Origin of the sequence: Polaromonas sp. JS666, assembly GCF_900103405.1 — a bacterium.
In the GTDB taxonomy this organism is placed as follows: Bacteria; Pseudomonadota; Gammaproteobacteria; order Burkholderiales; family Burkholderiaceae_C; genus Polaromonas.
The window spans coordinates 1-12,908 of record NZ_FNHX01000012.1; the positions used below are offsets into that span (position 1 = coordinate 1).

Here is a 12,908-nt window from a genome sequence, read left to right on the forward strand (position 1 = left end):
ACAACGCCGGCCCTGATCCGCTTGTCTCTGCGCTCCTCGGCCCAGCCAGGACGGGGCAATCGGGAGCGGGAACCGAATACCGAAATACCAAGAAGACAAATACAAACAAGGACACGCCATGGCGTGTCCTTGTTGCTTTAGGTATTCGGGGGGGGCTTCGGCTGTTTGGTATTCCTGTCCCCACCCCTTGTGTATGTGCCGAGGAGCGGAGGGCCAGACGGATCAGGGCTGGCGTTGTCTGAGCGAAGCGCAGCGTAGCGAGTTTAGCCAGACCCCGGCTGGACCGAGCACCGCAGGTTGCCCCGGAGCGAAGCGCAGGGGACGCAGACACCAGGGTCGCCTTTCTTTTGCTTACTTTTCTTTGGCGAAGCAAAGAAAAGTGAGTTGCCGCCGGGCAACCCCCGGCCAACCACCCTCAGCAGAGAGAACAGGAAGACGATGAGTAAAAGGGGGGAGGAGGAGGGGCGCCCCCCCGCCGGAGCAAGACCCGGCCCACAATTTCATTTGTAATGTTCCACCTCTGGGCGAGCAGCACCAAGAGGCATACCATCGCTGGCAGGCAAGGAGGAATCATGAAAGGCCACGCCAGCATCAATCGCATTTACCGCCTGGTCTGGAGCCCGGTTTTCAATAGCTGCGTCGCCGTGGCGGAAAACACCAGCAGTCGGGGCAAGCTCGGCGCTTCCCTGGGGATGGCCGGACTGACGCTTGCCATGGCATGCCTTGCACCGCAGGCCAGGGCCGCCGATGCGGGCAATGCCAGTGTTGTCGCCGGCACGGGCAGTGTCTCGACGCTGGGCAACACCACCACCATCAACCAAGGCAGCCAGCGCCTGGCGATCGACTGGACCAGCCTGTCAACCCGCGCCAATGAGGCGCTGGTTTTTAACCAGCCCAATGCCCAGGCCATCGCGCTGAACCGCATCACTGGCAGCAGCCCGAGTGAGCTGCTCGGCAGCCTGACGGCCAACGGCCAGGTGTTTATCCAGAACCCGAACGGCGTGCTGTTTGGCGCGGGCTCGCAGGTCAATGTCGGCGGGCTGGTGGCTTCGACCCTGAGTATGAGCAATGCCGACTTCATGGCCGGCAGGCATGTGTTCACCGGTTCGGGCGGTACCGTCGTGAATCGGGGAACACTCAACGCGGGGCAGGGCGGTTACCTGGCGCTGCTGGCGCCCGAGGTACGCAATGAAGGCGTGATGACGGCCTCGCTGGGTACGGCATTGCTGGCGGCCGGCAACAAGGTCACGCTCAACCTCGACAACGCAAGCCTGCTGGGCTACAGCATTGACCAGGGTGCGATCAATGCCCTGGCGGAGAACAAGCAACTGATCCAGGCCAACGGCGGCCAGGTCTTGCTGTCGGCCAAGGCCGTGGACAGCCTGACCACAGCGACAGTGAACAACACCGGTGTCATTGAAGCCAAAACGATTCAGAACAAGGCCGGCCGCATTTTGCTGATGGGCGATATGGAGAGCGGTACCGTCAATGTGGGCGGCACGCTGGATGCCAGCGCTCCCAATAGCGGCGATGGTGGTTTTATCGAAACCAGCGCGGCCCACGTGAAAGTGGCCGACGGCGCCGTCATCACCACGCTGGCCGCCAGTGGAAACCACGGCAGCTGGCTGATCGACCCGACAGACTTCACCATCGCGGCGGGCAGCGGCGGCCTGACCGGCAGCGGCATAGGCGCGACGACACTGGGCAACAACCTCAACCTGGGCAATGTGGCGCTGGCCACCAACAATGCGGGCGGCAGCGACGCCGGCGACATCCACGTCAACGCGGCCGTGACCTGGAACGCCGGCACCACGCTGACCCTGAGCGCCTGGCGCAACATCAACATCAACGCCTCCATCACCTCGCAGCACGCCAATGGCAAGCTGGCGCTGGAATACGGGCTGGGCGCGCTCAACGCGGGCAACACTGCGACCTATAACGTGCGCGCCACGGTCAACCTGCGGGCCGGCGACAACTTCAGCATCCGGCTGGGCAGCGACGGCGTCACCGAACCCTACAAGGTCATCACCAGCCTGGGCGCGGCGGGCAGCACCACCGGCACCGACCTGCAAGGCATCAACGGCAACCTCACCGGCAACTATGTGCTGGGCGCCGACATCGATGCGAGCTCCACGGTGAACTGGAACGCCGGCGCGGGCTTCGACCCCCTGGGCGGCGTGAACGCGCCGGGCATTTTCGAGGGACGTTTTGACGGCTTGAACCACAGGATCGGCAACTTGTTCATCAACCGCCCTGGCGACAACTTTGTCGGCCTCTTTGGCCTCACGCAAAGCACCAGCATTCAGAACCTGGGGCTGGTCGGCGGCAGCATTACCGGCGGCGACTTTGTGGGCGCCATCGCGGGGCAGGGCTGCTGCACCACCTTCCGCAATGTCTACAGCACGGCAGCTGTGCAGGGCAGCGACTACGTCGGCGGCCTGGTGGGCGAGCTCAGCGACGGCGGCATCACCGACGCCTATGCCGGCGGCGCCGTGACGGGCAGTGACAGGGTGGGCGGGCTGGTCGGCAGTTCGGTGGACGGCACCATCACACGCGCCTACAGCACCGGCCGCGTCAGCGCCACCGGCATGGTGGGTGGGCTGGTGGGCGAGGAGTTCGGCACGGCGGTGACCAACGACAGCTATTGGGACATCGATAGCTCGGGCCAGTCCACCAGCGCGGGCGGCACGGGCAAGGCCCACGGCCAGATGCTGCAGGCCGCCACCTTCAGCGGCTGGGACATCGCCACGCAGGGGGGCAGCACGGCCACCTGGCGCATTTACGAAGGCCAGACCGGCCCGCTGCTGCGCGGCTTTTTGCAGCCGCTCACGCTGCCCGATACCAGCGTGGCCTTTAACGGCGCGCAGCAGTCGGGCGTGGGCGCTGCGGGCGCCACGGCCGCCAGCGGTATCAACCCCGGCATCTACAGCGCCTGGTCGGGCCAGGAGGGGTTTGACATCACGGGCGGCAGGCTGATCATTCGGGGCGATGAGCCCCGGCTCCTGATCGACGAGGCCTACCGTAGTGCCATGGTTTACCTGGCGGGTGTCGGCCGTCCGGCCAATGCCCAAGCCGGCCAGGACCCCTGCGCCATGGCTGATGCCTTGTCCGCCGCCGGGGTGGAGGCGGGCGACGAGGCCAGCCAAAAGGCCTTGGCCGTGCTGCAAGGGGCTTGCCGTGGTGCAAAGTCTCGAGGCTCCTGATGCGCCTGCGCCAGTGCGCTTTCCACGTCAAAGCCCTGGGCGTTGTCGTCTATGTCGCTAAAAATAGGGACATACAGGCCGGCCGCGCTCTGCGACAGTGCGGGAGCGGCGCATCTGCTGCATTTGCAGTATGGCGCCGCGGTCCGGGGATACAGAAAATCGTGGGATGCCGGGAGGACGCGGCTGGCGGCCCTGGGGTGGCGGCCGTTGCCGTGTGTAGCCGCGTGAGCGTTATATCGAAGTGAAACAATGAAAACCAATTCCTTGCCTCTTTCCACCCTGGCCTCGGCGCTGTTGCTGGCAATCCACGGCGGCGCCTGGGCGCAGACCCCGCCCGACGCCGGCCAGGTGCTGCGCGACCTGCGCCAGGCCCCGGCGCTGCCGCCGCAGCAGGCCGCACCGTTGCAACGTATCGAGGAATCCGCAGACCTGAGCCAGAAGGGCGAGGCCAAGGTGCTGGTCAAGTCCATTGCCATCACCGGCAACCAGGAAATCCCCACGGCGGAGCTGCAAGCCCTGGTGGCCAGCCTGGTCGGCGCCGAGCAGTCGCTGAGCCAGCTCAACGCCGCCGCGCGCCGCATCACTGCCTATTACCGCGGCAAGGGTTTTGCCGTGGCCCGCGCCTTCCTGCCGGCGCAGGACATCACCGACGGTGCGGTCACCATCCGCGTGATCGAAGGACGCATCTCCAGCCACAAGATCAACAACCAGTCGCTGCTCAGCGATGAGCGCGCCCAGGCCTACCTGGGGCAGGTCAAGGACGGCGACGTCATCAAGAGCGACCAGATAGACCGCGGCCTGCTGTTGCTGCAGGACACGCCCGGCGTGAGCACCTCGCGCGCCACGCTGCAGCCTGGTGCGAGCGTGGGCACCTCCGAACTGCTGATTGAAGTGAACCCCGCCAAGCCCTACAACGGCAACGTGGTGCTGGACAACTACGGCAGCCGCTACACCGGTGAGTTCCGCCTGGCCGGCACCTTCAACCTGGTGAGCCCGCTCAGGATAGGCGACCAGCTCACCGCCAGCGTGCTGACCGCCGGCTCCAACCTGAGTTTTGCGCGCCTGGCCTACCAGCTGCCCGTGGGCAGCGACGGCCTCAAGGTGGGCGCGGCTTATTCCGACATCCACTACAAGCTGGGCAAGGAGTTCGAAGCCCTGCAGGCCCACGGCACGGCGACCAGCACCAGCGTGTTCGCGGCCTATCCTTTTATCCGCAGCCAGTTCACGAACCTGAACGGCACGGTCTCTTACGAAGACAAAAGCCTGAAGGACTATGTGGACGGAACGGCCACCTTCACGCCCAAGAAAGTCGGCGTTACCAGCCTGGGCCTTTCGGGCAGCCTGCAGGACGCGCTGGGCGGCGGCGGCATCACCAGCCTGGACCTCGGCATCGTCTTCGGCAAGCTGAGCATCAACTCGCCCACGGCCCTGGCCATAGACGCGGCCTCGGCCCAGTCCAACGGCAGCTACACACGCTTCAGCTATGGCGCCAACCGCCTGCAGCGCTTTACCGACAGCACCTTTTTGGCGCTCTCGGTGGCCGGCCAGACCGCCAGCAAAAACCTGGACTCGTCGGAAAAATTCTCGCTGGGCGGCATCAACGGCGTGCGCGCTTATCCGCAGGGCGAGGCCAGCGGCGACGAAGGCTACCGCGCCACGGTGGAACTGCGCCACAACGTCATGCCCAATGTGCAGGCCACGCTCTTCTATGACGTGGGCAAGGTCACCATCAACCGCAATCCCTTTGGCGCGCCGGCCTCCAACAGCCGCAACCTGGCGGGTGTGGGTGTGGGCGTGAATGCCGCCTTGGGCCCGGTGCAGCTGCGTTCATCGCTGGCCTGGCGCACCGACGGCGGTTTGCCTACGTCCATCCCGGCATCGGCGGCCAAGCGGCCTACCTTGTGGATGCAAGCTTCGGTCGCTTTTTGATTTAGCGACTGCTTCCCCGGTTTCACTTCCTCTCTCCCTGGGAGCGAGTAGGGCTCGCACTCGTCTCGTGTGTAAGCGGCGCTGAAAAATAGCGCGCCGAAGTCTCCAGCACACGCCGCGCATTCACATCGATATCGCCGCAAGGCCGAGGCGCCTGCACATAAAAAGGCCAGGGCGCCGCGAGCGTGCGGCCCGCTGTTGGCGGACGGGCCGGCGGCGTGGCGGCCCGGGGCTGATAAGGGATGTGGGAAAGCTGCATGTCTGTCCTTGAGGGCCCTGGTGCAGGGCGGTTTTGTTGTTCTGTATGAGCCGCCATCGTACTGTATGTGCATACAGTTATCTACCCTGATTTACCCCTGGAAACAATGAGCCGAGGCCCTGCAGGCCGCACCTGCGCGCGCCTATATGCAAAGCCATTCAGGCGCCGCCTCATAAGTCAGTTTTGTGAAAAATTTACAAAAAATCGTTACCTCTTTGTCCATCGGAAGACAAAGCGGCTCCCTGATTTTTAGTCTCCTACCTATTCTCGGCTCCATGTAAGTAGCACTTAAAAGCTACTAACAAATAAAACCTATCGGTTTTTATTAATGGAAAAGGCATCTCAATCTCGTTTGAGTACCACTTAAGGTTGAGATACCCGTCTACAAGGTAGTGAGGAGAGGGGCATGAGTACTTTGATACCAGTCTTCCGGTGGGGCCGCAGCTTTCCCACTCTTCCACCGATGAAGGCCCACAGGGCTTTCACCCGGAGGCCCGGCTGCCCTGGCCGCCGCGGCACCTTTGCCTTTATCTCCGCACCCCCCATTCGAGCTTGCCGCGCACCGTGACGGGATAGCGTATGGCCGCGGCATTGTCCGGGTCGCCGGGGCGCGTGGCGCTCAGGGTTACGCCGCGTGTTTCGCCGGGCAGTATGGGTGTGTTGGCGGGGGAAAATTCGAGCGCGGTGTTGGCGGCGTCGGTGCCGGTAAGGAAGCCGCCAATGCGGCCGTGGGCCGTGCCGCTGTTGCGCACCTGCAGGACGGGCGTGGGCTGGCCGTTCAGGGTCTGGACACCGGCGCCGGCGATGCTCAATTGCGGCGCGGCGCCCGCGATGGCCACATAGACCACGATGCCCAGGCGGGCCGAAAACGGAATGGGCGGGCCCGAGGCCATGCGGGTGAGCTGCTCCTGGCCTTCGAGCAGGATGGCGAAGCGGCACTCGCCGGCTGGGGCGTCGGGAGGCACGCTGACTTCAAAACGGAAACGGTAGGGGCGGCCGCCCGCCATGGTGAGTTCGCGCCGTTCGATGGCGACCCAGGGCCGGCAGCTGCCGGGCTGCAGCTCGTCGAGAAAGGTGGCGGCATTGTCCACGCCCAGGCGCCAGTCGGCGGTTTTGATTCCAAAGGTGGTGGCGATGGGCGATGCATTGGTGATTTCAATGACTTGCCGGCTTCGCTCGCCGGGTTTGAGTTCGAGCTCAAAACGCGGCGGTGACACCGCCAGCGCGAATTCGCCGGCCGCGGCGCAGGGTGCGGCCAACACCATGGCCAGGTAAAAAAGGCCTGCCGCGCAATGCCGGGCAAGCGCCAACCGGGGGCTGCTCATGGGGTATCGACCTCGAAATAAAACTGCAGGGACTGCGGGGACACCAAGGCCCGGCCGTCGGTCCTGAGCGTGAGCTCAATGGTTTCTTCCAGTGATGCCGTGCCGGCCAGGCCTTCAAACACCAGCGTGCGCGCGCCGCTGCGCACGCTGCCCGGCAGCAAACGACCCTGGGTGCGCCAGCTGGCATGGACGGGCTCGCCGGCCACGGGCGCAAGCCCCATATACAGTTTGACCGGCTGGTTCAGCCAGCGCGAGAGATTCAGGCGCAAGGCCACGCGCAGGCTGGCTTCCACCGAGTTGTCGGCTCCGCGGCCCGGCACCAGCTGGCGCCAGCGCATGGGAACGACGCCCTGGCTAACGACGGTGCCGCTGTCGTCCACACGTGCCGTGCCCGCGGCCGCGGGTTGCACGGCGCACAGGCTGGCCGCCAGCAGGCAGCGCGCCAGGACGGCGCCCGCCAGGCGCGGCGGCCGGCTCATCATGGCGCCGTCAGGGTGTAGCTGACCCTGCCGGTGAAGCTGCCCGATCCCACCAGCTGGGTGTTGGCGTAGCTGAACTGCAGGCAGCTTTCAAACCAGGTGTTGCGCGAGATGCCCAGCAGGGTTTGCGATGCGCCGCCGACAAATGTGCCGTTGGCGATCGTGGTCCCCGAGTCGGCGGTGCCGGCGGAGACCCAGGACACCGTGCTGAAAGCAATGGTGTTGCCGCTGGCGTTGGTCAGTGATGCCGGAGCCGTCGCGGTGAGCGCGGCGCTGGTGGCCGCCATGCCCGGCGTGCGGTAGAAACCGCCGACATAGACCTGCGCGGGCACCGTGCAGAACGCGCGCCCGTTGTAGGGGCTGGCCGTTACCGTGCTGTCGGTGCTCATGGCAAGGGAGCCGGCCCCCAGGCTGGCCGCGGGAACGGTGACGCTGACGCTGTTGATGGTGGCGTTGTTGCCGGGCGTGCCGCCGGAACTGAAATTGCCCCCGGTCATGGTTCCCGCGCCCACTTGCAGAAACAGCGAGCGGGTGCCCGGTGTGATGCTGACGGAAAAAGCCTGGGCGCCGGTGCACAGCAGCGCGCTGCTGCATATATATGTGAGTGCGCTCCAGAAGGGCCGGGCGGCGCTGCAAGGGTAATGTGCAAATTCAGCCAGGGCTCGCATACGCATCGCTTTACGCCGGCCTGTCAGCCGGCAAAACAATGGCCTCGTGGTTTGAGGCCATTGCAAGGAAGGAAAAAATCAGAGCTGCGTGGCGGTGTAGGTCACGCGGCCATTTTTGGCGACCGTGCCGCCGTAGGTGCCTGCGGCGGGAATGCCTGTGTTGAGGTAGCTGTAAGTCCACTTGCCCTCGACACGAACCAGGCGGTTGGTGGCAGTCAGGGTGGAGGCCGTGCCTGTACCGCCGGAAGCGCCGGTATTGAAGGCCGGATGGGTGATGGCTGCGTTGGTGAAGCCCGAGGTGGTGGCGGCCAGGGCGCCGCCCGTGACGCCGATCTGGCTCCAGGCAATGGTCTCGCCGGCCGTGCCAGTGGTCAGGGGGCCGCTGGTCGTTGAATTGAGGCTGACGTTGCCGCCGTTGCCGTACACCCGCACCGTCACGGCGCCGGCCGTCAGGTCGCCGCCTACGCCGGCGATGGCGCTGGCGTCGCCCACATTGGCCGCGGGCACCGTGAAGGTCGTTGAGTCAATGGTGCCGTCGGTCGCGGTGTTGCCGGAGCTGGTACCGACGCGCAGGAACAGCACTTGCGGAATGACGATGCTGATATCCACCCGGCCCGTGGCGGTGGAGCCGACGATCGCCGGGGCGGTGTAGGTGGACTCGGCGTGGGCGGGGGCCACCAGCGATGCGGCGAGGCTCAAAGCGCCAAGGGGAAGAAGTATTTTTTTCATGACGGCTCCTGTTATTGATGTTTAGAGTTGGGTGGCGGTGTAGGTCACGCGGCCGTTTTTGGCGACCGAGCCGCCATAAGTACCGGCGGCGGGAATGTTGGCGTTGAGGTAGCTGTAAGTCCACTTTCCCTCGACACGCACCAGGCGGTTGGTGGCGGTCAGTGTGGTGGCCGTACCGTTGCCGCCGGAGGCGCCGGTATTGAAGGCCGGATGGGTGATGGCCGCGTTGGTGAAGCCCGAGGTGGTGGCGGCCAGGGCAGCGCCCGTGACGCCGATCTGGCTCCAGGGAATGGTCTCGGTCGTGACGCCGTTGTTCAGCGGGCCGGTGGTCGCTGAATTGAGGCTGATGTTGCCGCCGTTGCCGTAGACCCGCACCGTCACGGCGCCGGCCGTCAGGTCGCCGCCCACGCCGGCAATGGCGCTGGCGTCGCCCACATTGGCTGCCGGCACCGTGAAGGTGGGGGCGTCTATGGTGGCCGTGGTGGAGGTGTTGCCGGCGCTGGTGCCGACCCGCAGAAACAGGACTTGCGGAATGGTGATGGTGAAATCCAGGCGCGCCGTCGCGGTCGAGCCGGTGGTTGCCGGCGTGGTGAAGGTGGATTCAGCCTGGGCCGGCATGGACGCCAGGCCGGCGAGGCCCAGGCTGGTGAGTGCAATGATTTTTTTCATGAAATTCCTCGGACGCAATGAAAGGCAAACGGGGATGGCGGAACTCGAAAAGCGCTGAATCGAGATTAGCGACATTTGTTGCGAAGTTGTAAGCAATGGTCCGTGCAAAGACAATCCTTGTTTTTTTGAGGCGCAAGTTTTGCGGCTCGGAGAGCCCCGGCCGCGTGGATTGCGGGCGCCTAGAATCGGCTGGAAACTTCCGGCAAACGCCACAAGACCCTCCAGATGCACCGCTTCAAACGCCTCGTCGCCGTGCTGGCTTTTCTGGGCCTGCTGCTGGCGGTGTTCCAGCTCTCGGGCCTGCGGGACAACTTCAGCCTGGCCTTTTTGCACCAGAAGTTTTTGGACAACGAGGCCAGCGGGCTGTTGATCTTTATCGCGCTGTTCGCGCTGGGCAACCTGGTCCAGATCCCGGGCTGGATATTCCTGGCGGCCGCGGTGCTGGCGCTGGGCGAAGCTTGGGGCGGCGTGGCGACCTACGTTGCGGCGGTGATCTCATGCGCCTTTACCTTCTGGCTGATACGCCTGCTGGGCGGTGATGCCTTGCGGCAGATCAAAGGCCGCTGGGTGCAAGGCGTGCTCGTGCAACTCGATGCGCGGCCTGTGGCCGGCATTGTGTTGCTGCGCACCTTGCTGCAGACCGCACCGGCGCTGAACTATGCGCTGGCGATGTCGGGCGTGAAGTTTCGCGACTACTTATTAGGGACCCTGCTGGGATTGCCGTTGCCCATCGCGCTGTACTGCGTGTTTTTTGACTACCTGGCGCGGGTGCTCAAGGTGCCGGGGTATTGAGTATTCGCTCGTAAACCGCGAGGTCCTGCTCCGAGAAGCAGCAGAACACCACCTCGTTGATGGAGGAGGGCTGCTGCAAAGCCAGGCGCACGCTCTCCACCGCGACCTGGGCCGCCAGTTCGATGGGATAGCCGTAAATGCCGGTGCTGATGCTGGGGAAGGCCAGCGAAGCGACCGCTTTGGCTGCTGCGATCTCCATGGAGCGCCTGTAGCAGGAGGCCAGCAGCTCGGGTTCGCCGTTGTTGCCGCCGCGCCAGACCGGGCCTACCGTGTGGATGATGTATTTCGCGGGGAGCTTGTAGCCCTTGGTGGCTTTGGCCTCACCAGTCTTGCAGCCGCCCAGCAGCCGGCACCCGTGGACCAGTTCGGGGCCGGCGGCGCGGTGGATCGCGCCGTCGACACCGCCGCCGCCCAGCAGCGACGAATTGGCGGCATTGACGATGGCGTCAAGCTGCAATTTGGTGATGTCGGCCTGGACGGCCCGGAGTATGGCGGGCATGGCGGATTTCTTGGGATTGGCGGGCGTGGACAAGCAGGAGGCCCGCAAATGCGGGCCACCGCTCACAAGACCTTGCTCAAAAAGCGCTGGGTGCGCTCTTCCCTGGGGTTGTCGAAGATTTCGGCCGGCGAGCCTTCCTCGATCACCAGGCCTTCGTCGATGAACATCACACGGTCGGCCACCTGGCGGGCAAAACCCATTTCGTGGGTGACGACCACCATGGTCATGCCTTCTTCGGCCAGGGCCTGCATGACGGCCAGTACCTCGCCGACCATTTCGGGGTCCAGCGCGGAGGTGGGCTCGTCGAACAGCATGATGCGCGGCTGCATGGCCAGCGCGCGAGCGATCGCCACGCGCTGCTGCTGTCCGCCGGAGAGCTGGTTGGGATAGGCGTCTATCTTGTCGAGCAGCCCGACCTTGATGAGCAGTTCGCTGGCGCGGTTGCGCGCTTCCAGGGCGGTGAGCTTGCGCACCTTGGTGGGGGCCAGCGTGATGTTCTCCAGCACGGTCTTGTGCGGGAACAGGTTAAAGCGCTGGAACACCATGCCGATTTCGGAGCGCAGGGCGTCGACGTCGGTTTTGGGTTCATGCACCGAGACGCCGTGCACCAGCACTTCGCCGCCGCTGGCTTCTTCGAGGCCGTTGAGGCAGCGCAAGAAAGTGCTTTTGCCGGAGCCGGACGGGCCTATGACGCAGACGACTTCGGTGGCCTTGATGGCGCAGTCGATGCCGCGCAGCACCGGGGTGTGACCAAACTGTTTGGTCAGCCGGTTAACGCGAATCACCTCGTCCATAACGAGCCTCCAGTTTCTTGACAAGGTAAGCCAGGCCCAGCGTCAGCACCCAGTACATGACGGAGATGGTGAGGTAGGGTTCCCAATAGCGTGAGTAGGCGCCGGCGACGGTGCGCGCGGCGTAGGCGAGTTCGGCCAGACCAATGGCCGAGATCAGCGACGAGTCTTTCAGCAGCGAGATCGCGTTGTTGCCCAGGGGCGGCAGCATGCGGCGAAAGGCCTGGGGCAGCACCACGTGGTACATGGTGCGAGGGAAGGACATGCCCAGCGAACGCGAGGCCTCGACCTGGCCCTTGTCGATGGACTGGATGCCGGCGCGGAAGATCTCGGAGATGTAGGCGCCGGCATTGAGCGTGAGGGCCACGATGCCGGAGAGGAAAGCGCCGTAGTTCTGCTTGATGTTGCGCGCGGCTTCACCCGAGATGACCAGGCCGTCGGACGGGTTGATGAACAGCGGCAGCACGGCGAAGTGGATCAGCAGGATCTGCACGAACAGCGGGGTGCCGCGGAAAAAACTGACGTAGACGGTGGCCGGCCAGCGCAGCGCGTATTTGCAGATCGCGCGTGCGGGCGAGTGGCGGGATTCCGCCACGCGCGCCATGCCGATGGCCAGGCCCAGCAGCGTGCCCTGCACGATGCAGATCAGCGTGACCATGATGGTCATCTGCAGGCCGCGCCAGAACAGCACGCCGTATTCCGCGATGATGTCGGCCCTGAACCAGCCGAACCAGAGGACTTGCTCCATGACGGGGAAGTCTCAGCGTTTTATTGCGCGGGCAACGCGGGTGCGTCGGCCTGGAACCATTTTTTGTAAATGGTGGCGTAGCTGCCGTCGGCCTTGACGGCGGCCAGGCCCGCGTTGAGCTTGACCAGCAAGTCCTTGTTGCCCTGCTTCACGACGATGCCGAAGTATTCCTTGGGAAAGCTCGCGTCGCTGACGGTCTTGAGCTGCTTGTGTTCCTGGGTGCGGAAGGCGATCACGCCGTTGTCGCCGATGGCGGCATCCAGGCCGTTGTTGGCCAGCTCGGAGATCACCACGGGGGTGCTTTCAAAGCGGCGGATGTCGGGGTTGGTCTTGCCGAACTCGCGGGAAGCCATGTCGTCGCCGGTGCTGCCGGTGACCACGCCGATTTTTTTGCCGGCCAGGTCCTTCAGGCCCTTGGCGGTGCTGTTGCTGTGCACGGCGATCAGCTGGCGCGCTTCGAAGTAGGGGGTGGTGAAGTCGTAGGACTGCTTGCGCTTGTCGTTGATGGTGACGCCGGAGATGACCAGGTCCACGTCGCCGTTGTTCAGGGCCGCGAAGATGCCGGTCCAGGGGGTGTTGACGATCTTGATCTGCAGGCCGGCCTTCTGGGCGATGGCCTTGATCATGTCCACGTCGTAGCCGACGATTTCCTTGGTCGGGCTTTCATAGGCAAAGGGGCGGTAGGTGGCGCTGGAGCCGACGACCAGCTCTTTGTTCTGTGCCTGGGCGGTGCCGCAGGCGAGGATGAGCAGGCCGGCGGTGGCGGCGATCTTGTTCAGGAAATTCATAGTCAGTGTCCAGAAAAGGAAGGGGAAAA

12 protein-coding genes are annotated in these 12,908 nt (G+C 64.5%); 3 read left to right on the plus strand and 9 right to left on the minus strand.

From position 1 onward, the window contains the following. Window positions 1-572: 572 nt before the first annotated feature. Together BLQ85_RS20850 and BLQ85_RS20855 are read left to right on the plus strand one after the other, a co-directional pair. Entirely contained in the window at window positions 573-3,203 is a 2,631-nt protein-coding gene (locus BLQ85_RS20850) for a two-partner secretion domain-containing protein (protein WP_074579894.1), read from the plus strand. Between the two features lie 249 nt (window positions 3,204-3,452). Further along, the gene (locus tag BLQ85_RS20855) at window positions 3,453-5,132 is read left to right on the plus strand and encodes a ShlB/FhaC/HecB family hemolysin secretion/activation protein (protein WP_074579895.1); all 1,680 of its coding nucleotides are present in this window, start codon (window positions 3,453-3,455) and stop codon (window positions 5,130-5,132) included. A 786-nt stretch (window positions 5,133-5,918) separates the two neighbouring features. Here the strand turns inward: BLQ85_RS20855 and BLQ85_RS20860 are convergent. From BLQ85_RS20860 to BLQ85_RS20880, 5 genes are all read right to left on the minus strand, one after another. Then, on the minus strand, window positions 5,919-6,716 hold the full coding sequence (locus BLQ85_RS20860) for a COG1470 family protein (protein WP_074579896.1): 798 nt from the start codon (window positions 6,714-6,716) through the stop codon (window positions 5,919-5,921). After that, window positions 6,713-7,198: a hypothetical protein gene (locus BLQ85_RS20865; RefSeq protein WP_074579897.1), complete on the minus strand. Its 486-nt coding sequence runs from the start codon at window positions 7,196-7,198 to the stop codon at window positions 6,713-6,715. The genes BLQ85_RS20860 and BLQ85_RS20865 overlap by 4 nt, the downstream gene beginning before the upstream one ends. Further along, window positions 7,195-7,863, minus strand: a complete 669-nt coding sequence (locus BLQ85_RS20870) for a hypothetical protein (RefSeq protein ID WP_074579898.1) — start codon at window positions 7,861-7,863, stop codon at window positions 7,195-7,197. The genes BLQ85_RS20865 and BLQ85_RS20870 overlap by 4 nt, the downstream gene beginning before the upstream one ends. Window positions 7,864-7,941: 78 nt before the next feature. Further along, complete coding sequence (locus BLQ85_RS20875; protein ID WP_074579899.1) at window positions 7,942-8,592, minus strand: hypothetical protein; 651 nt, start codon at window positions 8,590-8,592, stop codon at window positions 7,942-7,944. 21 nt (window positions 8,593-8,613) lie between these two features. Continuing rightward, entirely contained in the window at window positions 8,614-9,261 is a 648-nt protein-coding gene (locus BLQ85_RS20880) for a hypothetical protein (protein ID WP_074579900.1), read from the minus strand. A gap of 225 nt (window positions 9,262-9,486) precedes the next feature. Here BLQ85_RS20880 and BLQ85_RS20885 point away from each other — a divergent pair, with 225 nt between their 5' ends. Next, window positions 9,487-10,053, plus strand: a complete 567-nt coding sequence (locus BLQ85_RS20885) for a VTT domain-containing protein (RefSeq protein WP_074579901.1) — start codon at window positions 9,487-9,489, stop codon at window positions 10,051-10,053. On the opposite strand, the gene BLQ85_RS20890 is transcribed toward BLQ85_RS20885, so the two are convergent. The 4 genes from BLQ85_RS20890 to BLQ85_RS20905 form a co-directional block, all read right to left on the minus strand. Continuing rightward, on the minus strand, window positions 10,034-10,552 hold the full coding sequence (locus BLQ85_RS20890; protein ID WP_074579981.1) for an O-acetyl-ADP-ribose deacetylase: 519 nt from the start codon (window positions 10,550-10,552) through the stop codon (window positions 10,034-10,036). The genes BLQ85_RS20885 and BLQ85_RS20890 overlap by 20 nt on opposite strands. A 62-nt stretch (window positions 10,553-10,614) precedes the next feature. After that, on the minus strand, window positions 10,615-11,337 hold the full coding sequence (locus tag BLQ85_RS20895) for an amino acid ABC transporter ATP-binding protein (protein ID WP_074579982.1): 723 nt from the start codon (window positions 11,335-11,337) through the stop codon (window positions 10,615-10,617). Next, window positions 11,324-12,091 carry an amino acid ABC transporter permease gene (locus BLQ85_RS20900; RefSeq protein ID WP_074579902.1) on the minus strand — a complete coding sequence of 256 codons (768 nt, stop codon included), beginning with the start codon at window positions 12,089-12,091 and terminating at the stop codon, window positions 11,324-11,326. The genes BLQ85_RS20895 and BLQ85_RS20900 overlap by 14 nt, the downstream gene beginning before the upstream one ends. 20 nt (window positions 12,092-12,111) lie before the next feature. Beyond that, complete coding sequence (locus BLQ85_RS20905) at window positions 12,112-12,879, minus strand: basic amino acid ABC transporter substrate-binding protein (protein WP_074579903.1); 768 nt, start codon at window positions 12,877-12,879, stop codon at window positions 12,112-12,114. Between the last annotated feature and the right edge of the window lie 29 nt (window positions 12,880-12,908).

Coding starts and splice junctions, on each gene's coding strand:
- BLQ85_RS20870 (WP_074579898.1), bottom strand. CDS start 7,863: ATGCGAGCCCTGGCTGAATTTGCACATTACCCTTGCAGCGCCGCCCGG.
- BLQ85_RS20850 (WP_074579894.1), top strand. CDS start 573: ATGAAAGGCCACGCCAGCATCAATCGCATTTACCGCCTGGTCTGGAGC.
- BLQ85_RS20880 (WP_074579900.1), bottom strand. CDS start 9,261: ATGAAAAAAATCATTGCACTCACCAGCCTGGGCCTCGCCGGCCTGGCG.
- BLQ85_RS20855 (WP_074579895.1), top strand. CDS start 3,453: ATGAAAACCAATTCCTTGCCTCTTTCCACCCTGGCCTCGGCGCTGTTG.
- BLQ85_RS20890 (WP_074579981.1), bottom strand. CDS start 10,552: ATGCCCGCCATACTCCGGGCCGTCCAGGCCGACATCACCAAATTGCAG.
- BLQ85_RS20860 (WP_074579896.1), bottom strand. CDS start 6,716: ATGAGCAGCCCCCGGTTGGCGCTTGCCCGGCATTGCGCGGCAGGCCTT.
- BLQ85_RS20905 (WP_074579903.1), bottom strand. CDS start 12,879: ATGAATTTCCTGAACAAGATCGCCGCCACCGCCGGCCTGCTCATCCTC.
- BLQ85_RS20885 (WP_074579901.1), top strand. CDS start 9,487: ATGCACCGCTTCAAACGCCTCGTCGCCGTGCTGGCTTTTCTGGGCCTG.
- BLQ85_RS20900 (WP_074579902.1), bottom strand. CDS start 12,091: ATGGAGCAAGTCCTCTGGTTCGGCTGGTTCAGGGCCGACATCATCGCG.
- BLQ85_RS20865 (WP_074579897.1), bottom strand. CDS start 7,198: ATGATGAGCCGGCCGCCGCGCCTGGCGGGCGCCGTCCTGGCGCGCTGC.
- BLQ85_RS20875 (WP_074579899.1), bottom strand. CDS start 8,592: ATGAAAAAAATACTTCTTCCCCTTGGCGCTTTGAGCCTCGCCGCATCG.